20 protein-coding genes and 1 riboswitch are annotated in these 22,818 nt (G+C 70.0%); of the genes, 11 read left to right on the top strand and 9 right to left on the bottom strand.

The genetic code is table 11. The features are described from left to right. The first annotated feature begins 1 nt into the window (after position 1). Together P3G67_RS08670 and P3G67_RS08665 are read left to right on the top strand one after the other, a co-directional pair. The gene (locus P3G67_RS08670; protein ID WP_276092910.1) at positions 2–493 is read left to right on the top strand and encodes a hypothetical protein; all 492 of its coding nucleotides are present in this window, start codon (positions 2–4) and stop codon (positions 491–493) included. Between the two features lie 293 nt (positions 494–786). Continuing rightward, entirely contained in the window at positions 787–1,293 is a 507-nt protein-coding gene (locus P3G67_RS08665; protein WP_276092909.1) for a hypothetical protein, read from the top strand. On the opposite strand, the gene P3G67_RS08660 is transcribed toward P3G67_RS08665, so the two are convergent. From P3G67_RS08660 to gcvT, 7 genes are all read right to left on the bottom strand, one after another. After that, entirely contained in the window at positions 1,259–2,128 is an 870-nt protein-coding gene (locus tag P3G67_RS08660; protein ID WP_276092908.1) for a helix-turn-helix transcriptional regulator, read from the bottom strand. The two genes, P3G67_RS08665 and P3G67_RS08660, sit on opposite strands and share 35 nt — an antisense overlap. 132 nt (positions 2,129–2,260) lie before the next feature. Next, on the bottom strand, positions 2,261–3,703 hold the full coding sequence (locus P3G67_RS08655) for an MFS transporter (RefSeq protein ID WP_276092907.1): 1,443 nt from the start codon (positions 3,701–3,703) through the stop codon (positions 2,261–2,263). Between the two features lie 156 nt (positions 3,704–3,859). Continuing rightward, positions 3,860–3,982 carry a hypothetical protein gene (locus P3G67_RS08650; protein WP_276092906.1) on the bottom strand — a complete coding sequence of 41 codons (123 nt, stop codon included), beginning with the start codon at positions 3,980–3,982 and terminating at the stop codon, positions 3,860–3,862. Between the two features lie 424 nt (positions 3,983–4,406). After that, positions 4,407–5,789, bottom strand: coding sequence for an L-serine ammonia-lyase (locus P3G67_RS08645; protein ID WP_269853118.1), 1,383 nt, complete (start codon positions 5,787–5,789; stop codon positions 4,407–4,409). A 106-nt stretch (positions 5,790–5,895) separates the two neighbouring features. After that, positions 5,896–7,167 carry a serine hydroxymethyltransferase gene (glyA, locus tag P3G67_RS08640; protein ID WP_276092905.1) on the bottom strand — a complete coding sequence of 424 codons (1,272 nt, stop codon included), beginning with the start codon at positions 7,165–7,167 and terminating at the stop codon, positions 5,896–5,898. Between the two features lie 13 nt (positions 7,168–7,180). Continuing rightward, the gene (gcvH, locus tag P3G67_RS08635; RefSeq protein ID WP_269853116.1) at positions 7,181–7,561 is read right to left on the bottom strand and encodes a glycine cleavage system protein GcvH; all 381 of its coding nucleotides are present in this window, start codon (positions 7,559–7,561) and stop codon (positions 7,181–7,183) included. 106 nt (positions 7,562–7,667) lie between these two features. Next, a complete protein-coding gene (gcvT, locus tag P3G67_RS08630) occupies positions 7,668–8,795 on the bottom strand; it encodes a glycine cleavage system aminomethyltransferase GcvT (protein WP_276092904.1) in 1,128 nt (375 codons plus the stop codon). Positions 8,796–8,942: 147 nt separating this feature from the next. Next, positions 8,943–9,048: riboswitch (glycine riboswitch) on the bottom strand. 107 nt (positions 9,049–9,155) lie between these two features. On the opposite strand from gcvT, the gene P3G67_RS08625 reads away from it, so the two are divergent. Next, entirely contained in the window at positions 9,156–9,944 is a 789-nt protein-coding gene (locus P3G67_RS08625) for an enhanced serine sensitivity protein SseB (RefSeq protein WP_391858226.1), read from the top strand. A 151-nt stretch (positions 9,945–10,095) separates the two neighbouring features. Next, a complete protein-coding gene (locus tag P3G67_RS08620; RefSeq protein WP_276093067.1) occupies positions 10,096–10,818 on the top strand; it encodes an enhanced serine sensitivity protein SseB C-terminal domain-containing protein in 723 nt (240 codons plus the stop codon). A 264-nt stretch (positions 10,819–11,082) separates the two neighbouring features. On the opposite strand, the gene P3G67_RS08615 is transcribed toward P3G67_RS08620, so the two are convergent. Beyond that, positions 11,083–12,600, bottom strand: coding sequence for a DUF885 family protein (locus P3G67_RS08615; RefSeq protein WP_276092902.1), 1,518 nt, complete (start codon positions 12,598–12,600; stop codon positions 11,083–11,085). Between the two features lie 216 nt (positions 12,601–12,816). On the opposite strand from P3G67_RS08615, the gene P3G67_RS08610 reads away from it, so the two are divergent. The 5 genes from P3G67_RS08610 to P3G67_RS08590 are packed head-to-tail and all read left to right on the top strand — an operon-like array spanning position 12,817 to position 18,687. Further along, on the top strand, positions 12,817–13,815 hold the full coding sequence (locus tag P3G67_RS08610; RefSeq protein WP_269853112.1) for an ABC transporter permease: 999 nt from the start codon (positions 12,817–12,819) through the stop codon (positions 13,813–13,815). 44 nt (positions 13,816–13,859) lie between these two features. Continuing rightward, entirely contained in the window at positions 13,860–15,641 is a 1,782-nt protein-coding gene (locus P3G67_RS08605; protein ID WP_276092901.1) for an ABC transporter substrate-binding protein, read from the top strand. Between the two features lie 15 nt (positions 15,642–15,656). Continuing rightward, entirely contained in the window at positions 15,657–16,655 is a 999-nt protein-coding gene (locus P3G67_RS08600) for an ABC transporter permease (RefSeq protein ID WP_276092900.1), read from the top strand. Further along, entirely contained in the window at positions 16,652–17,686 is a 1,035-nt protein-coding gene (locus P3G67_RS08595; protein ID WP_276092899.1) for an ABC transporter ATP-binding protein, read from the top strand. Before P3G67_RS08600 ends, P3G67_RS08595 begins: the two co-directional genes overlap by 4 nt. Beyond that, positions 17,683–18,687, top strand: a complete 1,005-nt coding sequence (locus tag P3G67_RS08590) for an ABC transporter ATP-binding protein (protein WP_276092898.1) — start codon at positions 17,683–17,685, stop codon at positions 18,685–18,687. The genes P3G67_RS08595 and P3G67_RS08590 overlap by 4 nt, the downstream gene beginning before the upstream one ends. A 198-nt stretch (positions 18,688–18,885) precedes the next feature. Here P3G67_RS08590 and P3G67_RS08585 read toward each other — a convergent pair whose 3' ends face one another. Next, a complete protein-coding gene (locus tag P3G67_RS08585) occupies positions 18,886–20,970 on the bottom strand; it encodes a trypsin-like serine peptidase (RefSeq protein ID WP_276092897.1) in 2,085 nt (694 codons plus the stop codon). A gap of 205 nt (positions 20,971–21,175) precedes the next feature. On the opposite strand from P3G67_RS08585, the gene P3G67_RS08580 reads away from it, so the two are divergent. Then, positions 21,176–21,859, top strand: a complete 684-nt coding sequence (locus P3G67_RS08580; RefSeq protein WP_269853105.1) for a trimeric intracellular cation channel family protein — start codon at positions 21,176–21,178, stop codon at positions 21,857–21,859. Positions 21,860–21,917: 58 nt separating this feature from the next. Continuing rightward, positions 21,918–22,772, top strand: coding sequence for a thioesterase family protein (locus tag P3G67_RS08575; RefSeq protein WP_276092896.1), 855 nt, complete (start codon positions 21,918–21,920; stop codon positions 22,770–22,772). Positions 22,773–22,818: the final 46 nt, after the last annotated feature.

Here is a 22,818-nt window from a genome sequence, read left to right as displayed (position 1 = left end):
AATGCAGATGATCCGAGTAGTTGATTCGATAGCTTGCTCAGAGGCGAGCTTGGAGTGCGATCCTTGGATTCCCATGAAGGTCACCTGGGAGCCTCGCCCATTGGAAACGCCTTTGTACCTAAGGATCTCGGGCTCTAACGGTGGAGAGGTTGAGGTGAAGGTCGATCCCACTACCGGAATGCTCGTGCAGGTAGTTGTCATCGAGGAACCCAGGCAGGTATCGGGAACCGGCCCCCTGCCCACCGAGCCGAAAACGCAGCAGCACTCCCCGGTCATCGAGCGCACCCCGTGGGGGCTAGGACACGGCTCGGATGGCGTGAACCACAGCGTCTCGGCGGTCTCGGCCATCGAGGACATAGGTTTCGTTCGAACCGCTGATCACATTGAGTTGGTCTTTGTCGACCAAAAGCCAGCACGTTATGTATGCTGCGGAAACGTGGCAGTTGCGGTATCCGACCAGGGAGGCATGGCAGCGATCAGGGCACTTTTGTAAGCCCTGACATGCCCGCCGAGGGCATGGAGGCGGCTCCACGTGAGGGCGGAAGCAGGTCCAGCGGTACAATTCAGAGACTTCGCAGCAGTACCGAAGAAAGCCGGCCCGGTTGGCGAATTCAAGGTGGAGTGTCAATACCTTTGACCATGCGGCCGCTTCGACCATGCGGCCGCGGCCAGGAGCTTAGCCAAGCGCTCGGTTGGGATTTCTCAGCCGAGCGCTTTGCGTGCCTGTCGGGGCCTGCGGACCAGTTGGATAATTTCCTTCAGGTCGGCCGATATATGGCTGACTGTATGGATCAGCTCGCCGCGACTCACAGCGCCCAGATGAAGGGCCTGATCGCGCAGGCATCCGTGATCGCGGCCAAGGCCCGACAGAACAGCTGGCTCGCCGCCAAGGCCGCAGCCGACGCCCACAAGTCCGCAACCGACGCGCAGAAGGCAGCCACTCAGGCAGCGAACTCGGCGAAACAGGCCCAGGGTTATGCCCACGACGCTGACGTTGCCGCCACCAGCGCGGAGAACTCCTCTACTCAGGCGGCCAAGTCGGCAATCACCGCCCGCAACGCCGCCGAGTCCGCAAGCCGTGATGCGGACGACGCAATCGACACCACGCCGCCCGATCCCACGCTGACTGCCGTGACTTGGGAACTCCTTGGCCTCAACGACCTCAAGGACTGCATCAGGCAGCCCACCCTCGGCCCGTGCATGTCCTTCGCCATCACCGTCCTCCCCGTCGGCAAGCTGAAGGCCCTCAAGAGGCCGCTCAGCGGTGGTGCACGGAGTCCAGATCCACCGTGAGGAGCTGCAGCGCCGCCTCGTGCGGGGAGTCTGGCTCCGCGTGGTAGAACTTCAGGATGTTGCCGTCCTGCAGGTCCGCGGACTGGTACATCAACTCCAGTTCGCCGACGACCGGATGGTCGAAGAGCTTCGTCCCCTCGATGCAGTTGGACACCCGCTGACGGCACCAGAGCGCCGCGAACTCCTCGCTCTGGATGGTCAGTTCACCGATCAACTCAGCAAGCCGCGGATCGTGCCGGTGGTTTCCGGAGATGAACCGCAGATACGTCACGTTCGACTCGGACTCCGCCGCCCAGTCCGCGTACAGCGCCCGGACGTTGTCGTCGAGGTAGTTCATCTTGATGATGTTGGGCCGCCGGTCGCCGTCCTCGGTGACGTCAAAGTCGAGGTGCGGCGCGAACAGTTTGTGGTACAGCGAGTTCCAGGCCAGGATGTCGCACCGGTAGTTCAGCACTGCCGCCGCCACATTGCCCAGCGACGCCATCAGCATCTTGGTGCTGGGGCTGAGCTGGTCGGCCTGGGGCGCTGGCTGGTGCGGATCCTGTACCGGTGTGCCGATCTTGAGCAGGTAGTCCCGTTCGTCGGTGCTGAGATCCAGGGCGCGGGCGATGGAGAGCAGCACCTGCGGCGAGGCATGCGCGGTCTGGGACTGCTCGAGACGCGTGTAGTAGGTCTGGCTCACCCCCGCCAGCGCGGCCACTTCCTCTCGGCGCAGCCCCGGCACTCGACGCGAGCCACTGGTCCGCAGCCCCCTCTGCTCCGGCCGGACACGCTCGCGCATCTGTCGTAGATAACTGCCGAGGTCGGTGTTCACGATCTGGTCCACCTTTCTCATTATGAACTCCCTTATGGCATGGGCAACGTCGCCTGGAACCACGGTGACTGGTGCCACAACGGCCGGGAGAGCGGAACCCGCCGCACTCCCGGCCGTACCGGCCACCGCGTCCGTCCGGCGCGGTGGCTGCCGCTACTGCTGTTCCGCCTTGCGTCGCAGCACCAGCCAGAGCAGAAGACCCACGGCGAGCTGGGAGAAGCCGGCCACGCCGATCGCCGTGTGGATTCCGGTGAGTTCCTCGGCGGTGGTCACGGTGCCCTGCCCGATGCCCGCGGCGAACACCGCGCTCACCAGCGGGATGCCGATTGCGATGCCGACCTGCTGGCTCTGGGTAGCCATGCCGGTCGCCATGCCCTGCGCGTCGGCGTCGACGGACGAGGTGGCGATGACCATGAAGCACAGCGCCGCCATCATGGAGAAGAAGGCGTTCACGAACTGGGTCACGATGAGCGGGACCAGCCAGACGGACTCCGAGGTCGCCCACAGCGCCGGCAGCATGAACGCGCCCTGCAAAGCCAGGGAGACTCCGAGCATCGTGCGCGGCGAGACCCGCTGGAGGATGCGCGGACCGACGGTGCCGGCGATGATCTGGCCGACGCCGATACCGAGCAGCACCAGGCCCGCCACCAGGGGCGACAGGCCGAGCACGTTCTGGACGTACAGACCGGTGAAGAAGATCAGCGCGGTCTCGCCGCCGAAGATGAACAGCGCGGCCAGGTTGCCGAAGGCGATGTCGGGCTTCTTGAGGATCTTCACCGGGACCAGGGCGTCGGCGGTACGGCTCTCCACGGCCCAGAAGACACCCAGCAGCACGGCGGCGACGATCAGCGCGATGCTGGCCGTCAAGTCCAGGCCCTCCTCGCCGACGCGGGTGACGCCGTAGATCCCGGCGAACAGCCCCAGGGTGATCAGCAGTGCACCCGGCAGATCGATCCGGCTGCGCTGCTCGGCCCGGCTCTCGTCGACGACCATCGGCACGACGACGATCGCCGCGATGGCCACGGGGATGTTGATGAAGAAGGCCCAGCGCCAGGAGAACACGTCCGTGAGGACACCGCCCAGGATTGCCCCGACACTGAAGCCGGAACTCATCATCACGCTGTTGAGGCCGAGGGCCTTGGTGCGCAACGCGGGCTCGGTGAAGGCGGTGGTGAGCAGGGCGAGCGCGGCCGGCGTGACGGCGGCGGTGGCCAGGCCCTGCAGCGTACGGGCGGCCAGCAGCATCGCCGGCGACTGGGCGACGCCACCGACGAGCGAGGAGACGGTCAGGACGACCATGCCGACGGTGAAGATGCGCCGGCGGCCCACATAGTCCCCGACCCGGCCGAAGACCAGCGTGCACCCGGCGGCACACAAGGCGAAGGTCGTGGTGATCCACTGCAGGCTCCCCGTGGAGAACCCGAGGGACGTGCCGACTTCGGGCAGCGCCACGTTCAGCACGGAGAAGTCGGCGGCCATCATGAACTGCGACGCCAGCAGCACCACCAGGGCGGCGACCTGGCGCCCGGTCATCCGTACGGCGGTTGGCGTCGACTGCGCGGCTTCTGCCGTCGCGGCGGTATCAGCGGTTGTCATGCTCCCCAGACTCCTGGGCCCCGCTCCCACCAGCCAGATCCCCCTTGACAGCACTCCTGGGGAGACTGTCACTGGCAGTGCCACCTTCGACGGCCGACCGTGCACCTGCGGGTTGAAACTGGCACAAAAGCACCTATACATCATGGTTTCCGCAGGTCAGATGATATTTGCCGGGTGGAGCCCAGGGGAGTCGAACCCGATCAGCACGTCATGAGTGGTTCCATGGCGCAGATTCACCGGTGTGGCCAGCAGTCGGTCGACGAAGACGAGCTTGCGCATCACCCCGGCTCTCACAGCCCGACGCCGCAGCCGAGCCCGAGCTGCTCGTGCCGCAACGTATGACGTCGTCGCACTGCGGGAGACGGCTGAGCACCAGCCGGGCGTGGATCACGTCGAAGGAGCCGTCCGGGAACGGCTCGGTGGTGACCTTGTGCACCGACTGTCGCAGACGGGCTCCGGCAGCCGGTCCAGCAGCCGCAGTTCCGAGGCCGGAGCACCTGCCCTCCGGCGCTCCCCGTCGGCGGACGGGCTTGGCCAGTGACCCGAATGGGCTGGTCAGCGCCCATCGTGCTGGAGATTTCCTGGGGACTTTTCGGGGACTTTCAGCTCTGTCCCGGGGACTTTTCGGGGACAATCCACCAGGTAAGAAGGGAAGGCCCCGACAGCTCTGAAAGAGGCAAAGTCGCAGGTCAGGTCCATCCGCTCAGCACTCGATGACGTTCACCGCGAGCCCGCCGCGGGCGGTCTCCTTGTACTTGACCTTCATGTCCGCGCCCGTCTCCTTCATGGTCTTGATGACCTTGTCCAGGGAGACGTGGTGGCGGCCGTCGCCGCGTAGGGCCATGCGGGCGGCGGTGACGGCCTTGGCGGAGGCCATGCCGTTGCGTTCGATGCACGGGATCTGGACCAGGCCGCCGACCGGGTCGCAGGTCAGGCCGAGGTTGTGCTCCATGCCGATCTCGGCGGCGTTCTCCACCTGCTCGGGGGAGCCGCCCAGGACCTCGGCGAGGCCGCCCGCGGCCATGGAGCAGGCCGAGCCCACCTCGCCCTGGCAGCCGACCTCGGCGCCGGAGATCGAGGCGTTCTCCTTGAACAGCATGCCGATCGCACCGGCCGCCAGCAGGAAGCGGACGACGCCCTCTTCCTTCTCTGCTTCGGAAGCGTGGCCGGCCCCGAAGTTGACGTAGTAGTGCAGCACCGCCGGAATGATGCCCGCCGCGCCGTTGGTCGGGGCGGTGACCACCCGGCCGCCCGCCGCGTTCTCCTCGTTGACCGCCATCGCGTACAGCGTCACCCACTCCATGGCCCGCGGCGCGGCGTCGCCCTCGGCACGCAGCTGGCGGGCGGCGGCCGCCGCCCTGCGGCGCACCTTCAGGCCGCCGGGGAGTATGCCCTCACGCGTCATGCCGCGGCGTACGCAGTCCTGCATGACCTGCCAGATCTCCAGCAGCCCGGCGCGGATCTCCGCCTCGGTGCGCCATGCCTTCTCGTTCTCCAGCATCAGCGCCGGAATCGACAGACCGGTCTCCCGCGCCATCCGCAGCAGTTCGTCACCGGTGCGGAACGGGTACTTCAGGACAGTGTCGTCGAGCTTGATCCGGTCCTCGCCGACCGCGTCCTCGTCCACCACGAAACCGCCGCCGACCGAGTAGTAGGTCTTCTCCAGCAGCGGCGCGCCCTCGGCGTCGTAGGCGAACAGCGTCATGCCGTTGGCGTGGTACGGCAGCGAGCGGCGGCGGTGCAGGATCAGGTCACGGTCGAAGTCGAAGTCGATCTCCTGCGCGTCGAGCAGCCGCAGCCGCCCGGAGGTACGGATCCGCTCCACCCGGTCGTCCGCAGTGTCCACGTCCACCGTGCGCGGCGCGTCGCCCTCAAGGCCGAGCAGTACCGCCTTCGGCGTGCCGTGCCCGTGACCGGTGGCGCCCAGCGAACCGAAGAGTTCGGCGCGCACCGAGACGGTGTGTGCCAGCAGGCCCTCGTTCTTCAGCCGGAGGGCGAACAGCCGGGCGGCGCGCATGGGGCCGACCGTGTGCGAGCTGGACGGGCCGATGCCGACCGAGAACAGGTCGAAGACCGAGATGGCCAATGGGACTCCTTTGTCGGCGCGCGGGTGGTGCGCAGGGGTGGTGCGTGGCGCGGGGCACCGGCGCACTGTTCCCAGTGTGCGCGGTGCCCCGTCAACCGGCTGCGGGCTAGTTCAGGCCCGGGTACAGCGGGAACTTGGTGGCGAGCGCCGTCACGCGCGCCCTGAGGCCCTCGGCCGTCCCCGCGTCGAAGGACGGCTTGAGCGCCTCGGCGATGATGTCCGCCACCTCACGGAACTCGTCCGCGCCGAAGCCACGGGTGGCCAGCGCGGGAGTACCGATCCGCAGGCCCGAGGTGACCATCGGCGGACGCGGGTCGTTCGGCACCGCGTTGCGGTTGACCGTGATCCCGATCCCGTGCAGCCGGTCCTCGGCCTGCTGGCCGTCCAGCTCGCTGTTGCGCAGGTCGACCAGGACGAGGTGCACATCCGTGCCGCCGGAGAGCACCGAGACGCCCGCCTCCACCGCGTCCGGCCGGGTGAGCCGCTCGGCGAGGATCTTCGCGCCCTCCAGGGTACGGGACTGCCGCTCCCGGAACTCCTCGGTGGCCGCGGCCTTGAACGCCACCGCCTTGGCCGCGATCACATGCTCCAGCGGACCGCCCTGCTGGCCGGGGAAGACCGCGGAGTTGATCTTCTTGGCCAGCTCGGCGGTGGACAGGATCACGCCGCCGCGCGGGCCGCCGAGGGTCTTGTGCGTGGTGGTGGTCACCACGTGCGCGTGCGGCACGGGGGACGGGTGCAGCCCCGCCGCCACCAGACCGGCGAAGTGCGCCATGTCGACCATCAGGTACGCGCCGACCTCGTCGGCGATCCGGCGGAACGCGGCGAAGTCCAGCTGGCGCGGGTACGCCGACCAGCCCGCCACGATCAGCTGCGGCCGGTGCTCCTTGGCCAGCCGCTCCACCTCGGCCATGTCGACCCGGTTGGTCTGCGCGTCGACGTGGTACGGCACCACGTTGTAGAGCTTGCCGGAGAAGTTGATCTTCATGCCGTGGGTGAGGTGCCCGCCGTGCGCGAGGTTCAGACCCAGGATGGTGTCACCCGGCTTGAGCAGGGCGAACATCGCCGCCGCGTTGGCCTGCGCGCCCGAGTGCGGCTGGACGTTGGCGGCCTCGGCGCCGAACAGCTCCTTGACCCGGTCGATGGCGATCTGCTCGGCGACGTCGACGTGCTCGCAGCCGCCGTAGTAGCGGCGTCCGGGGTAGCCCTCGGCGTACTTGTTCGTCAGTACCGAACCCTGGGCCTCCATCACCGCGACCGGAGCGAAGTTCTCCGACGCGATCATCTCCAGGGTGGACTGCTGACGGCGCAGCTCGGCGTCGACGGCCGCCGCGACCTCCGGGTCGAACTCGTGCAGCGAGCTGTTGATCAGTGACATCGGTTCTCCCCGGTCAGCCGCTGATGAAGGCGGTGTACTCGTCGGCGGTCAGCAGGTCGTCGGGCTCCTCGGTGACCCGGACCTTGAACAGCCAACCGCCTTCGAAGGGGGCGGAGTTGACCAGCGACGGGTCGCTGACCACGTCCTCGTTGACCTCGGTGACCTCGCCGTTGACCGGTGCGTACAGGTCGCTCACCGACTTGGTGGACTCCAGTTCGCCGCAGCTCTCGCCCGCGGTCACGCTGTCGCCGACCTCCGGCAGCTGGACGAACACCACATCGCCGAGCGCGTCGGCGGCGTGCGAGGTGATGCCCACGGTGGACACGCCCGCCTCGGCGGCGGAGATCCACTCGTGCTCCTTGCTGTAACGCAGTTCCTGGGGGTTGATGCTCATGACGGAATTCTCCCGGATGTAAAGCCGTGCCGATGCGGCGGGTGGGCGTTCGGGCGGGTCGGCCCTGGGGACCTTCGTGCTGATGGGATCGGCGGTCAGCGGATGATCAACGCTGCCGCTTGTAGAAGGGGAGCGCCACGACCTCATACGGCTCGTGGCTGCCCCGGATGTCCACCGTGACGCCGGGCGTGCCGGGCGCGGCGTGCGCGGCGTCCACGTAGGCCATGGCGATCGGCTTGCCCAGGGTGGGCGAGGGCGCGCCGGAGGTGACCTCGCCGATCACCGTGCCGCCCTCGGCTGTCACCTGGTACCCGGCGCGCGGGACCCGGCGGCCCTGCGCGACCAGCCCGACGAGCTTGCGCGGCGGGTTCGCGGCGGCCTGCTCGGCGGCCAGCTCAAGCGCCCGGCGGCCGACGAAGTCGCCGGGCTTGTCGAACTTCACCACGCGGCCGAGCCCGGCGTCGAACGGCGTCAGGGCCGTCGTCAGCTCGTGCCCGTACAACGGCATGCCCGCCTCAAGGCGCAGGGTGTCCCGGCAGGACAGCCCGCAGGGAACCAGCCCGTACGGCGTGCCCGCGTCGGTGAGTGCCTGCCACAACGTTTCAGCGTCGGCGGGGGAGACGAACAGCTCGAAGCCGTCCTCGCCGGTGTAGCCGGTGCGGGCGATCAGCGCGGGCCGGCCGGCGACGGTACCGGGCAGGCCCGCGTAGTACTTCAGGCCGTCCAGGTCGGCGTCGGTCAGCGACTTCAGGATGGCGGGGGACTGGGGGCCCTGCACCGCGATCAGCGCGTAGCCGTCCCGGTCGTCGCGCACCTCGGCGTCGAAGCCGGACACCCGGTCGATGACCGCGTCCAGTACCACCTGGGCGTTGGAGGCATTGGCGACGACCATGAACTCGGCCTCGCCCAGGCGGTAGACGATCAGGTCGTCCAGGATCCCGCCGTCGGCGGCGCAGATCATGGTGTACCGGGCGCGGCCGACCGCCAGCGCGGACAGATGGCCGACCAGCGCGAAGTCCAGGGCCTCGCCCGCCTGCGGCCCGGTGACGGTGATCTCGCCCATGTGCGAGAGGTCGAACAGCCCGGCGGTGTTGCGCACGGCGTTGTGCTCGTCGCGCTCGCTTCCGTAGCGCAGCGGCATGTCCCAGCCCGCGAAGTCGGTCATGGTCGCGCCGAGCGCGCGGTGCACCGCGTCCAGCGCGGTACGGCGTGGAGCGGCGGGGGCGGTGGTCATTTACGGGCTCCCAGGTGCGGACGATGAGGCGTGGCGATGACAATCCTCCCCATCTGTCATCGAACCTGAGAGGTTCACCACGGCCCGGACGGGGCGCGGTTTGCACCTTGGGTGGGGTGGCCGGGGCCACCCGCTTTTCAGATGTGCCTCATCCGCGCGGTAACGGGGCCTGAGAGATTCAAGGGAGGACTTGCTCCTTCGGCGCCCCGGTGACGCTTTCGCACGTCGCCGGGAACTCTCCCGCACGGACTCGAACGGCCGGTATGGAGTTGGCGCGTGCATCATTACACGCCGCGCGGCGTACCGGCCAGGGCCGCTAGGGTTCCGCCAGGCACGACGATGACCGCAGGTGGGGTGGAGATGAACGTTCCGGCGCAGTACGGCTACGGATCGGGGGAGCACGAGCCGTACGGGACCGCGCAGCCCGGGCTGCCGCACGGCGGCGGCTGGCCCGGCAACGAACTGGAAGAGGTGCTCTCCGCCGCGCTCGGTGAGCCCGGCGCCATTCCGCGGGTGCTCGAAGTGCTCGGGCGCTCCCCGCTGTGGGTGCCGCTGCCGAACGGCGGCGGGCCGGACAGCCCCGATCTCGACCTGCCCGCGATGGAGTTGGACGGCGCCGCGTACATACCGGTGTTCAGCTCCGAGGAGCAGTTGGTGCGGGTCGCGCCCGGAATGCCCTTCGCGGTCGCACCCGCGCTGGAGTTCGCCCGCGGGCTGCCACCGCGGGCCGGTATCGCGATCAACCCCGACGGCGCGGTGGGGCTGCGGCTGCCCGCCGCCGCGGTCGAGCAGTTCTGCCGGGGCGGGGCGCCGGGCGGCGGCCGGGTACGGCTGTGGGAGCCGGGGCCCGACGACGAGCCGGTGGACTTCCTCGCGGCCGCCGCGGGCGAGTTCGCGATCACCCCTGTGGTGCTCTCGGCACGCCGCGTGCTGGGGTCGGTGGAGGGACAGCCGCCGACGCTGTTCGTCGGCGTCGAGCTGGACCGCTGGCAGGAGGAGGACCGGGCCGCCGCGATGAACGCGCTCGGCCGCGCCCTCGGCGCGGTGCCGGTGCCGTGGACGGTCAACCTGGTGCTGCTGGACGTCGCCCAGGATCCGGTGGGCGACTGGATGCACGAACGCGTTCGGCCGTTCTTCGCGCGCGACTGAGAGCGGGGACCCGGGCCCTTCTGGGGCCCCGCCGCTAGGCTGGGGGGCCTGATTGGCGGACGGGGCGGACCGAGCGACGGAAGGGGCGGACCCCTAAGTGAACGCAGGCGTGGAGGACGCGCTGCGCCAAGTGGCGCCCGGCCGCTACGACATGTACGAGGCGCTGCTGCGCGCACTGGCCGACGGGCAGGTGTGGATGCTGCTCTGGCATGGCCAACCCGGCTCGCCCGACGCGCAGTACGGGAACATGGACGTCGGCGGGTACGGGTACGCGCCGTGCGTCACCTCCGCGCAGGAGCTGGCGGCCAGCGGGTGGAACCGGGCGCACGAGTTGGTCACCGGGCGCGAGGTCGCGGCCGAACTGTACCGGGAGCGGTACGGGCTGTGGCTCAACCCGCACGCCCCCGGCGGGGGCGTCGGAGTGCCCTGGCTCGACCTGCGGCGGATCGCCTGCGGGCTCGACCGGCTGCCCGCCGGGCCGCTGCAGATCAGTGAACCCACCGTGCAGATGCCGCAGTTCTACGCCGCGCTGTCGCAGCACGCCCAGCACACGCCGGCGGTGCGCACGCTGTGCGTGGCCTGGGTACGGCCGACGCTCGGCGAGCCCTTCCTGGCGATCGGCGTCGGCCTGTACGAGACGGGGCCGCACGCGGTGGAGGCGGTCCAGACGATGATGCGGCAGGCCGCCGCGGCGGCGCCGGACGGGTTGGCGCTGTCCACGGTGTCACTGGCCGACGAGTTCGATCCCGTGGCGATGTGGATGCGGGCCGCGCGGCCGTTCTACGACCGCGCGGCGGGCCAGGCCCCGGCGCCGTCGGCCGGGAGCGCGGCCTGGCCCCCGCCCACCCCGGGCTGGCCGCAACGCCCCTACTAGCGCCTCGCCGACGGGAGTTCGCGGGGCTCCGGCGCGCTTTGACACCGTCGGCGTCTGCCGCGGGGGCTGCTCGCCGCCGTGGATTCACCTCGGGGGCAAGCCCCGGGCGAGGACGAGTAGTTGGGTGCGCCCCGGTGCGAGTGGGTGCACCCCTTAGCCGGGAGGCTGGGGGCTTGCCTCCCAGACCGATCCCGCCACGGGCGGCGCGGTGCCCGAACGCACCGCACCCAGAAGCGCACCGCCACTCAAGACGCACCCCCGGTGTCAGCCGGACAGCGCTGCGGGCAGCAGGCCCAGTGGCGGGGAGCCAAGGGAAAGCAGCGCGGCGTGGAAGCGCTGGAGGGTGAACCCGGAACCCCACCGCTTCCTGGCCTCCTCGCGGAGGCGAAGAAGCTCCAGCTTGCCCCACGTGTAGCGGCCGTACGCCGCGTCGAACGTGCCGCGGCGGGCCTCCGACGCGGCCGCCGCACGGGCCAGGTGCGCGTCGCGGACGAAGAGTTCGGTGGCCTCCACGACATCCATCGCACCGGTGTGCAGTCCGATGGCGCAGGTCAGCCGGGTCACCCGCACCAGCGCCTCCAACGCCACCCCGATGGTGAACCGCGGATCGCCCGCCCGGAACCCCTCCTCCAGGCACATCTCCTCGGCGTAGTGCGCCCACCCCTCGCAGAACGTCAACGAGTGCAGTGCCCGCCGTACGTCGGTGGGAGCGTGCCGCAGCGCCCGGCCGTGTGCGAAGTGCCCGGGGGCCACCTCGTGCACGGTCACCGAGGGCAGCCCGGTGCGGCTGAAGAGGGTCAGCCACTCCTCCCGCTCGGCCGCGGACCACCCCGCGCCGGGCGGAGTGACGTGGTACCAGGAGGGGGCGTCGGCCTCGAACGGTGCCGCCCACGTCATCATCGCCGACGACCAGCGCCGGGACTCCGGTGCCGGGCCGACCCGGCACTCCCCGTCGAGGTACGGCACCAGTCCACGCTCGCGGGTGAACTCGATGACCTCGGCGGCCAGTTCGGCCGCCTCGGGGATCACCCCGTCCGCGTCGGGGTGGTCCGCCAGCAGCTCGGGCACCAACTCCCGTACCGGCCTGTGCGGATCGAGCGCCCGGCAGGCCTCTGCCAACAGCTCGGCCAGCCGCTGCCGTTCCCGCTCCGCCGTCTCGGCCAGCGCCGACAGGTCGACGTCCACACCTTCCTGACTACCCATCAGGGCGGCGAGCGCCGCGCCGCCCAGCCGGGGGTCCGGATCACCGGTCTCCGCGGCCCGGGCGATGTGCGCGACCAGCCGCTGGTGTGCGACGAGCGCGGTGGCCGTCTCCTGGTCCCGTGCCGGATCGAGCCCGGCCGCCAGGCCGCGTACCGCCGTCAGCAGTGCGCTCGCCACCGGTGCGCTGACCTGGTCCAGCGAGGCGATCGCGGCGTCCACGGCGTCCGGCCACTGGGCGAGGTGCCTGCGGCGGGCCGCGGCGCGCTCCGGCGCGGGCGCGTACTCCCGGTCGTACGCGGTGAGTTCGAGGTTCGACAGGTGCAGATAGGGGTCCCTGCGGTGCAGTTCCAGCTCACCGAACTGCACCCGCAGCCCCTCCTCGAAGACCGCCAGATGCGCCTCGTCATGCGGGTCGCGGCGGACCGGCGTGTCCCGCCGGGCCCTGGCCAGCGCGGTCAGCGAGCGCCGTACGCCCTCCGGCGACAGGTCCTGTACGACACCGTCGTACTCGTGCAGCCCGGCCATCTCGCGGACGACGGGAACCATCAGGTCGCAGACGGCTCGTAGTCGGTTGTCCATGGGACGACCGTATCTTCCGGAAACACGGCTGTGCCTGTCCGTTAACGACAGAGCGATAACGGAAGGTCACTGCCCAGATCACGGTTGCGCATCCATTCCCCCCGGGATCTGGCTAGTGATCTAGGTCACACAACAGACTCGCGCCGCAAGGTGCCCCACGTACGTCGCCCCCTCCGCCGCCGCCGGAGATCTCCGGCCGAGGACCCACGAGGACCGATGAGCGCACCGCCGCACGAGCCCGGCGCAGCAGGTTCCGCGCCCGCCGACATCACCGCCGACCTTCCGGCCAAGGCCATCGAGGGCCGCTCCCCGGGCCGTATCGCCTGGCTGCGGCTCAGGCGCGACAAGGTCGCGCTCGTCGGGGGCGCGGTCGTCGTACTGCTGGTCCTGGTCGCGGTCTTCGCGCCGCAGATCGTCGGCCTGCTCGGGCATCCGCCGGACCAACTGCACGAGGACCAGATCGACCCCAACCTGGGCACGCCGATCCACCCCTTCGGCGGCATCAGCCGCCACTTCCTGTTCGGGGTGGAACCGGTCAACGGCCGCGACATGTTCAGCAGGGTGGTCTACGGGGCGCGGGTGTCGCTGCTGGTGGCGTTCCTGGCCGCGGTGGTCGCGGTGCTGCTGGGCACCCTGTTCGGCATCGTCGCCGGGTACTTCGGCGGCTGGGTGGACGCGCTGGTCAGCAGGGTGATGGATCTGCTGCTGGCGTTTCCCCAACTGCTGTTCATCATCGCGCTGGTATCCGTGGTGCCCGACTCGCTGTGGGGGTTCACCGGTTCCGGGGTGCGGATGGCGGTGCTGATCGTGGTGATCGGCTTCTTCGGCTGGCCCTACGTCGGGCGGATCGTGCGCGGCCAGACCCTGGCGCTGCGCGAGCGCGAGTACGTGGAGGCGGCGCGAAGCCTGGGCGCGGGCCGCGGCTACATCCTCTTCCGGGAGCTGCTGCCCAACCTGATCGCGCCGATCACCGTGTACACCACCTTGATGATCCCCACCAACATCCTCACCGAGGCGGCGCTGAGCTTCCTCGGCGCCGGGGTCAAGCCGCCCACGCCGTCCTGGGGCCAGATGCTCGCGACGGCCGTCACCGTCTTCCAGGCGGACCCGATGTTCATGATCATCCCGGGCCTGGCGATCTTCGTCACCGTGCTGGCCTTCAACCTCTTCGGCGACGGTGTGCGTGACGCGCTGGACCCGAAGGGCACCCGCTGAACCCACCAACGCGCCGACCGATCATGGAGGTTGAGACACCCGTGATGTCCCCTCGGTCCACCCGGCTCACCCTGGCGGCAGGATCCGCCGTCGCCCTCGCCGCACTGCTCGGCACGGCCGCGTGCAGCGGCGGCTCCGGCTCCAGCGGCGGCGGCACGGCGGCCGGTTTCAACACCGCGGCCACCGGCGTCGTCCACCCGTCCACCGCCAAGGGCGGCACCCTGCGGTTCACCGCCGCCCAGGACTTCGACTCGCTCGACCCGCAACGTGGTTACTACGGTTTCATGTGGGACTTCGCCCGCTACTACACCCGCCAGCTCATCACGTACGACAACAAACCGGGCAACGCCAGCCTGAGGCTGGTGCCGGACCTGGCCACCTCGCTGGCGCAGGTCACGGACGGCGGCAGGACGTACACGTACCACCTGAGATCCGGTGCCACCTGGGAGGACGGCTCGCCCGTCACCGCCCAGGACGTGAAGTACGGCATCGAACGCACCTGGGCGCAGGACGTGATCACCGGCGGTCCGATCTGGCTGATGCAGAACCTCGACGACGGCCAGAAGTACCCCGGCCCGTACAAGGACCCCTCGTCCGACAAGCTGGGGCTGAAGTCGATCGACACCCCGGACAGCCAGACCGTCGTCTTCCACCTGGCCAAGCCCAACGGCGACTTCGAGCAGATGCTGGCGCTGCCGGAGGGCTCGCCGGTCAAGCGGTCCAAGGACACCGGGGCCAAGTACGGGCTGCGGCCGTTCTCCGACGGCCCGTACAAGTTCCTCACCTACCAGCCCAACAAGACGCTCGTGCTGGTCCGCAACGACAGGTGGAACAAGTCCTCCGACCCGATCCGCCCCGCCCTGCCGGACCGCGTCGAGGTCACCTACGGCTCCAACGCGGACGACCTGGACAGCAAGATGCTGGGCGGTGACGCCGACCTCGACCTCAACCAGACCGGGCTCCAACAGGCCGCCAGGGTAAAGGTGTTGCAGGACCCGAAGCTCAAGGCGAGCACCGACGACCCCACCACCGGTTACATCCGCTACGTCTCACTGGTCCCGGCCATCAAGCCGCTCGACAACATCCACTGCCGCAGGGCGGTCATCTACGCGGCCGACCACAAGGCGCTGCAGACCGCGCGCGGCGGCCCGGTCGCGGGCGGCGACATCGGCACCAACATGCTGCCCGACGGCGTCAAGGGCGCCGACGTCAAGTACGACCCGTTCGGCCAGACCAGCAACGGCGGCGCGCCGGACCTCGCCAAGGCCAGGTCCGAACTCCAGCAGTGCGGAAAGCCGAACGGCTTCTCCACCACCATCGCGGTGCGCAACAACAAGCCCGCCGAGGTGGCCTCCGCCGTCGCCCTCCAGGCCTCGCTCAAGGCCGTCGGCATCAACACCCAGATCGACCAGTACGACGGCGCGCAGACACCGAACATCATCGGCGTGCCCAACGTGGTCCACAAGAAGGGCTACGGCCTGATCATCATGGGCTGGGGGCCGGACTTCTACACCGGCCAGGGCTTTCTGCAGCCGCTGGTGGACGGCCGGTTCATCCTGCCGAACGGCAACAACAACTACTCGGAGATCAACGACCCCGCAATCAACGGCGAGTTCGACCAGGCCATCGCCACCACCGACGCCGACAAGGCCGGCCAGCTGTACTCCGACATCAACCACCGGGTGATGGAGGACGCCTACTACCTGCCGATCGTCTACGACAAGGCACTGCTGTGGCGCAGCGACCGGCTGACCAACGCGTACATCGCCACCTCCTACAGCGGCAAGTACGACTTCGTGTCGCTGGGCGTCGAGGGCGCGAAGTAAAGGGGGCGGGGCGCCGTGTCGGCCTACCTCCTGCGGCGGCTGGCGGCCGTCGTGGTGATGCTGCTGGTGGTCACGCTGGTCACCTTCGGCATCTTCTTCCTGGTCCCCAAGCTCACCGGGGGCGACCCGGCGGCACTGTTCGCGGGACGGCAGGCGGACCCCGCCGCCATCGCCGGGATCCGCAAGAAGCTGGGGCTGGACGCACCGGTGATCGTCCAGTACGCCCGGTTCATCCGGGGGCTGGTCGCCGGTCGCGACTACGCTGACGGCGCGGACGTCACGCACTGCGCGGCGCCCTGCTTCGGCTACTCCTTCAAGACCGAGCAGCCGGTGTGGCCGCTGCTCACCGACCGCTTCCCGGTCACCTTCTCACTGGCGATCGGCGCGTGCGTACTGTGGCTGGCGGTCGGGGTGGCCACCGGGGTGCTCTCCGCGCTGCGCCGCGGCAGCCTGTGGGACCGGGCCGCGATGACCGCCGCTCTGGCCGGGGTGTCGCTGCCGATCTACTTCACCGGGATGCTGGCGCTCGCCGTGTTCACCTACAAGCTGCACTGGCTGACGGTGGGCTACGTGCCGTTCACCCAGAACCCGTTGGCATGGGCGCGGGGCCTGCTGCTGCCGTGGATCGTGCTGGCGTTCCTGTACGCGGCGATGTACGCCCGGCTCACCCGGGCCACCATGCTGGAGATCCTCGGCGAGGACTACATCAGGACCGCCCGCGCCAAGGGACTTGCGGAACCGGTGGTGATCCGCAGGCACGCGCTGCGGGCCGCCATGACACCGGTGCTGACCATCCTCGGCCTGGACCTCGGCGCACTGGTCGGCGGCGCGATCCTCACCGAGACCACGTTCAGCCTCCAGGGGCTCGGGCAGGCGGCGGTCCGGGCCATCAGCGACCAGGACCTGCCGGTGATCCTCGGGGTGACCATGGTCGCCGCGTTCTTCGTGATCGTCGCCAACCTCGTCGTGGACCTGCTGTACGCCGTGGCCGACCCCAGAGTGAGGCTGACATGACGGACGAGGCCCAAGCGTTTCTGTCGGTGCGGGACCTGAAGGTGCACTTCCCCACCGACGACGGACTGGTCAGGGCCGTTGACGGGCTCTCCTTCGAACTGTCCCGCGGGCGCACCCTGGGCATCGTCGGCGAGTCAGGCTCCGGCAAGTCGGTGACCTCGCTGGCGGTGATGGGACTGCACGGGGTCGGGCAGTACGGGCGCGGGCGGGCCCGGATCTCCGGTGAGATCCGGCTCGCCGGGCAGGAACTGACCGCCGCCGCCCCGGACGAGGTGCGGCGGTTGCGCGGGCGGGAGATGGCGATGATCTTCCAGGATCCGCTGTCCTCGCTGCATCCGTACTACACGGTGGGCGCCCAGATCAGCGAGGCGTACCGGGTGCACCACCCGGTCGGCAAGGCCGCCGCACGCGCCCGCGCGGTCGAACTCCTCGGCCGGGTCGGCATCCCACGGCCCGACCGGCGCTTCGACGACCACCCGCACCAGTTCTCCGGCGGTATGCGGCAACGCGTGATGATCGCCATGGCCCTGGTCAACAACCCGGACCTGCTGATCGCCGACGAGCCGACCACCGCGCTCGACGTCACCGTCCAGGCGCAGATCCTCGACCTGATCCGGGACCTGCAAAGGGAGTTCGGCTCGGCCGTCATCGTCATCACCCACGACCTCGGCGTGGTCGCCGAACTCGCCGACGACATCCTGGTGATGTACGCCGGACGATGTGTGGAGCGCGGCCCCGCGGAACGGGTCTTCCGCGCACCCCAACACCCCTACACCTGGGGCCTGTTGGGCTCCATGCCCCGGCTCGACCGGGAGCGCGGCGCACGCCTCACACCGGTCAGGGGCGCCCCGCCCAGCCTGATCAACGTGCCGTCCGGCTGCGCCTTCCACCCGCGCTGCCCGTATGCCGAACTGACCGCCGGGGCCAGCCGCACCGCCGTACCGGAGCTGCGCGAGGTGGCGCGGCGGCACTTCGCCGCCTGCCATCTGCCGGTGGCGGACCGCGACCGCATCTGGGAGGCCGGCAGATGACCACCGCCACCGAACCGCTGCTGAGGGCCATCGGCCTGGTCAAGCACTTCCCGCTCGCCAAGGGGCTGCTGCGGCGTGCGCACGGCGCCGTGCAGGCGGTCGACGGCGTCGACCTGGACGTGTGGCCCGGGGAGACGCTGGGCCTGGTGGGGGAGTCAGGCTGCGGCAAGTCCACCCTGGGCAGGCTGCTCACCCGGCTGCTGGAACCCACCGGCGGCAGCGTGGAGTTCGCGGGCCGCGACATCACCCACCTGGGCACGGCCGCCATGCGGCCACTCCGGCGCGACGTGCAGATGGTCTTCCAGGACCCGTACTCGTCGCTCAACCCGCGCCACACCGTGGGCACCATCGTCGGCGCGCCCTACAGGCTCCAGGGTGTGAAGCCGACGGGCGGCACCCGCAGGGCGGTGCAGGAACTGCTGGAACTCGTAGGGCTCAACCCGGAGCACTACAACCGCTATCCGCACGAGTTCTCCGGCGGCCAGCGGCAACGCATCGGCATCGCCCGGGCGTTGGCCCTCAAGCCGCGGCTGGTCGTGGCCGACGAACCGGTCTCCGCCCTCGACGTCTCCATCCAGGCTCAGGTGGTCAACCTACTGGCCGACCTCCAGAGCGGGCTGGGGCTGACCTACGTCATCATCGCCCATGACCTGTCCGTCATCCGCCATGTCTCCGACCGGGTGGCCGTGATGTACCTCGGCCGGGTCGTGGAGTTGGCCGACCAGTCGGCCCTCTATGCCCACCCCGCCCACCCGTACACCCGCGCCCTGCTGTCCGCCGTCCCCGTTCCCGACCCCACCCGACGCCACCACAGGGACCGCATCCTGCTCACCGGCGACGTCCCGTCCCCCATCGCCCCACCCCCCGGCTGCCGCTTCCACACCCGCTGCTGGAAGGCGACGGACCTGTGCGCGGCACAGGAACCCCCGCTACGCGAGCTCCGGCCGGGGCAGCGGGTGGCCTGCCATTTTCCGGAGGGGGTGGAGGTCTCGAAAGAGTGATCGGAAAGGGGTATATGCCGTACTGTCGGAGGAACGGGACGTGTGGTGAGGGCGCTTCGGCATACGATGCCCGTGGTGATCACGGCGTCACCAGCTGAGACCGCAGCGTGTTGACACTCCGATCCGGCTGCCGGAGCCGTTCGCCGTGGAGTTGGACACCAGCGATTTCCAGGCCAACTCCACGGCGGACGGCACCAGTTACCCGCGGACCGGGGGCAGGTTGGTGTTGGCGGACGGGGTGACCAGCACGGACTCCTGGCCCAGGGCCTTGCCGGTGTTGCCGTACATGGACAGTTCGCCGTCGGACCAGCGGACCACGTAGTCGTCGTTCCAGGGACCGGTGCCGTAGTTGCCCGAGGTGGTCAGGGTGGCGTTGGTCCACAGGGGGCTGGCGTTGCGCTCGCGGACCTCGGTCTTGACGCCGTGCTCGTCGACGTCGGGATAGGCGTCCAGCTCGCCGTCGGACCAACGGACCATCAGGTCCCAGGTGTTGTTGCCCGCGAAGTCGCCCGCGGCGACGCTGCTGGCGTGGGTCCACACCGAGTGCGGCTTGGCGAGCTGCACCTGGCTGTGCAGGCCCTTGCCGTCCACGTCCGGGTAGAGCGTCAGCTCACCGTCGGACCAGCGCACGATCAGGTCGTCCGGCCACTTGTCGGTGCTGGAGAAGCGGCCCGCGGTGATGGACGCCGCGTGCTGCCACAGCGACCCGGGCTTCACCAGAACGATCTGCTTGTGCAGGCCGGTGGCGTCCACGTCCGGGAAGAGCGACAGGCTGCCGTCGGTCCAACGCACCACCAGGTCATAGGTGTTGGCGCCGACGAAGTCACCCGCGGTGATGGAGACCGCCTTGCTCCACACCGAGCCGGACTTGGCGAGCTGGATCTCCTTGTCGAACCGGCCGTTGCCGGCCCCGCGGTAGAGCGTGAGTTCACCGTCGGACCAGCGCACGATCATGTCGCCGTAGTCCTTGCCGGGCGTGGGGGAGGGGGTGAAGTACCCGGAGGCGATGGCGCTGGCGTGCGCCATCGTCGAGGCGCTCGGCAGGACGTTGGGCCGCGCGGGCGCGGCGCCGGAGACGGCGGTGTTGTACAGGTTCTGGATGTCGGTGCCGTAGTTGGCGCTGTAGGAGACGTCCGCCGTGGGGCCGCCGGTGTCCCAGCCGCCGATGCTGCCGACCACATCGCCGGTACCGGTCTGCGGGTTGAAGTCGGCGAGGAACGGCCCGCCGCTGGTACCGGTCTTGTAGCCCTGGCAGCCGATGCGCAGGAACGAGCCCGGGGTGCCGTCGGTCGGCGTGAACTGGGTGGTACTGGACGTGCAGGTCAGCGGCTGGCTGGCGTCGCCCGGGTAGCCGACCAGGGTGACGTTGCCGAAGGCGTAACCACGGCCGGTGGCAAGGTCGTTGCCGCCGACCACGTCCTGCACCTGCTTGCCGTTGGTACCCGGACCGACCTCCGCGAAGGCCACGTCCCACTGGTCGCCCTGTACGCGTCCGCGGTCGTAGTAGCGCGGATCGATCCAGACCCGGCCGCGCCCCTCGGAGTCCTGGTTGACCGGGAAGATGCCGTAGGGCTGCGGCTTGGCGGCCGTCCACTGCGGCACGAAGGCCATCGCGTCGTTGGGCGCCGCGGTGTCCAGGCAGTGGCCTGCCGTCAGGATGATGTTGTGGTGCGGGCTGTTGATCACGCTCGCGGTGCAGAAGTACGAACCACCGTTGCGCAGCAGGTACATGCGGCCCACCATCGGCAGCCCGGCGAAGGGCTGGCTGGGCGACGGCGGTGGGGTGCTGGCCGAGGGGGTGGGGCTCGGCGACGGGCTGCCGGAGGGGCTCGCGGGGGCGGGCGGTGTGCTGGCCGGTGCCGACGGCGTCGTGCTGGCGGCAGCAGGTGGGGGACTGCTGCTCGCGCCGCCGGTCGGGCTGTCGGTCGGGATGGGTGATGAGGACGGCAGGTCCATCGTGCTGAACTCGTGCACCGCGCCGCGCGCCGGGCTCGCCGCCTTCGCCGCTCCGTGCGGTGCGGGCCTACCGGTGTGCGGGACGGGCTTCTTGGCGTTGTCGGGCAACGGCAGCGGCTTGGCGTCGGCCATCCGCGCCGCGGTCCAGAAGCTCTTGGCGTCCTTGGCGGTCCAGCGGCGCGACTCGGGCAGCGCCGGAGGCGCCTCGTCGGGTATCGCCTGGGCCGATATGGACTGGTCCTCGGTGAACTCGGCGGTCACCGCCGAGGCGTTGGGCCAGAGGAAGGCCCCCGCGAGCAGCGCCGCTCCGGAGACGGCGGCGATCACTCCACGACGTCTCGCGCGGTTGACGCGGCGTCTGGCGCGGGACGAAGAAACTTTGCGCACCCTGGTGGTCCCCCCACGTGGTACCGAACATGTCACGGTGACCTTACGTGACCCGGCTGACCACCTGTGTGCGGGATGCGGCGGACTCACAGGCACGGTGCGGGCGCCGACGTCGGCCACGGCCGTTGCCGGTAGAAATGTCCGCGTGACGCTCCACCCGCTCAGCCCCGCGCTGTTCAGCCCTTCCGTGCAGCATCTGCTCGATCTGGTCGGGATCTTCATCTTCGCGATCTCCGGCGCGCTGCTCGCGGTCCGCAAGAACCTCGACGTGTTCGGCATGTGGATGCTGGCCGAGGTCACCGGGCTCGGCGGCGGGGTGCTCAGGGACCTGATCATCGGCGCGGTGCCGCCCGCGGCCTTCACCGACCTCGGTTACTTCCTGACCCCGTTCGCCGCCACCGTGCTGGTCTTCTTCCTGCATCCCGAGGTGGAGCGGATCAACCGCGCGGTGATGGTGATGGACGCCGCGGGCCTCGGACTGTTCTGCGTCACCGGCACCACCAAGGCGCACGCCTACGGCCTGGGCCTGACCTTCTCGGCCGCGCTGGGCGTCGCCACGGCGGTGGGCGGCGGCGTGATCCGTGACGTGCTCGCCCAGGAGGTGCCGTCGCTGCTGCGCTGGGACCGTGACCTGTACGCCGTTCCGGCGCTGCTCGGCGCGACCATCGTGGCGGTGCTGATCCACTTCCACGCGCTCAACGCGCTCGGCAGCGGCTGCGCGGCGGTGGCCGCGTTCGTCCTGCGGCTGCTGGCGATGCGGTACGGCTGGCGGGCACCGCGCGCCTGGCACCGGCGCAGTACGGCGACCGAGGCTCAGGACCAGCTGTGAGGCGCGTCCCGCAAATCCGGGCTACCGGCCGGTAACTTCTCGGTGTACCGTGCACGCCATGGCACAGGCGACCATCGGGAACAGCGAGTTCGACCGTGACACGGCGGTCACCGCCCGGCCGGGCGACCAGGGCGTCTTCGACGCCCACCTCTCCGCGGGCTGGACCATCCTGCGCGCGGTCAACGGCGGCTATCTGCTCGCCACCGCGGCCCGCGCCCTCGGCCAAATCCTCCCGCACCCCGACCCGTTCACCATCACCGCGCACTATCTGACCCCCTCGGGGCCGGGCCCCGCCGTGGTGCGCACCGACGTGGTCCGTGCCGGGCGCACCATGTCCACCGGCCAGGCACGGCTGCTCCAGACCGACGGCGCGGGCCAGGAGGTGGAACGGCTCAGGGTCACCGCCACCCACGGTGACCTGGCCGCGCTCCCGGACGACGTGCGCACCAGCGCGAAGCCGTTCGCCATCCCGCCCTACGAGCGATGCGTGGGTAGGGCCGACGGCCCGGGCGTCGCGGACGCGGCGGCGTTCTCGTCCGGCAGCACCGAGATCACCGACCGGCTCGACATCCGGCTGGACCCGCGGACCGCCGGCTGGGCGCTCGGCGAACCCAGCGGGCGGGGCGAGATCCGGGCATGGTTCGGCCTCGCCGACGGCCGGGACGCGGACCCGCTGTCGCTGCTGCTCGCGGTGGACGCGCTGCCGCCGACCGCCTTCGACCTCGGTCTGGGCGGCTGGGTGCCTACCGTTGAACTCACCGTGCACATACGGTGCCGCCCGGCGCCCGGACTGCTGCGGATCGCCACCCGCACCCGCAACCTGGCCGGTGGATTCCTGGAGGAGGACGGCGAGGTCTGGGACTCCGAGGACCGGTTGGTGGCCCAGTCACGGCAGTTGGCGCGGGTTCGCTGAGCGTCGGCTGTCGGCGGGCGCCGCCCACGCCAACTGTTCGCCGCCG

The organism is Streptomyces silvisoli (assembly GCF_029269905.1).
In the GTDB taxonomy this organism is placed as follows: domain Bacteria; phylum Actinomycetota; class Actinomycetes; order Streptomycetales; family Streptomycetaceae; genus Streptantibioticus_A; species Streptantibioticus_A silvisoli_A.
Note: the sequence above shows the minus strand (reverse complement) of the source record. Positions and strands in the feature narration are given on the sequence as shown.

Coding starts and splice junctions, on each gene's coding strand:
- P3G67_RS08590 (WP_276092898.1), top strand. CDS start 17,683: ATGACCACCGCCACCGAACCGCTGCTGAGGGCCATCGGCCTGGTCAAG.
- P3G67_RS08615 (WP_276092902.1), bottom strand. CDS start 12,600: ATGGACAACCGACTACGAGCCGTCTGCGACCTGATGGTTCCCGTCGTC.
- P3G67_RS08610 (WP_269853112.1), top strand. CDS start 12,817: ATGAGCGCACCGCCGCACGAGCCCGGCGCAGCAGGTTCCGCGCCCGCC.
- P3G67_RS08670 (WP_276092910.1), top strand. CDS start 2: ATGCAGATGATCCGAGTAGTTGATTCGATAGCTTGCTCAGAGGCGAGC.
- P3G67_RS08620 (WP_276093067.1), top strand. CDS start 10,096: ATGTACGAGGCGCTGCTGCGCGCACTGGCCGACGGGCAGGTGTGGATG.
- P3G67_RS08605 (WP_276092901.1), top strand. CDS start 13,860: ATGTCCCCTCGGTCCACCCGGCTCACCCTGGCGGCAGGATCCGCCGTC.
- P3G67_RS08625 (WP_391858226.1), top strand. CDS start 9,156: ATGAACGTTCCGGCGCAGTACGGCTACGGATCGGGGGAGCACGAGCCG.
- P3G67_RS08575 (WP_276092896.1), top strand. CDS start 21,918: ATGGCACAGGCGACCATCGGGAACAGCGAGTTCGACCGTGACACGGCG.
- P3G67_RS08595 (WP_276092899.1), top strand. CDS start 16,652: ATGACGGACGAGGCCCAAGCGTTTCTGTCGGTGCGGGACCTGAAGGTG.
- P3G67_RS08665 (WP_276092909.1), top strand. CDS start 787: ATGGATCAGCTCGCCGCGACTCACAGCGCCCAGATGAAGGGCCTGATC.
- gcvH (WP_269853116.1), bottom strand. CDS start 7,561: ATGAGCATCAACCCCCAGGAACTGCGTTACAGCAAGGAGCACGAGTGG.
- P3G67_RS08660 (WP_276092908.1), bottom strand. CDS start 2,128: ATGAGAAAGGTGGACCAGATCGTGAACACCGACCTCGGCAGTTATCTA.
- P3G67_RS08655 (WP_276092907.1), bottom strand. CDS start 3,703: ATGACAACCGCTGATACCGCCGCGACGGCAGAAGCCGCGCAGTCGACG.
- P3G67_RS08650 (WP_276092906.1), bottom strand. CDS start 3,982: ATGCGCAAGCTCGTCTTCGTCGACCGACTGCTGGCCACACCGGTGAAT.
- gcvT (WP_276092904.1), bottom strand. CDS start 8,795: ATGACCACCGCCCCCGCCGCTCCACGCCGTACCGCGCTGGACGCGGTG.
- glyA (WP_276092905.1), bottom strand. CDS start 7,167: ATGTCACTGATCAACAGCTCGCTGCACGAGTTCGACCCGGAGGTCGCG.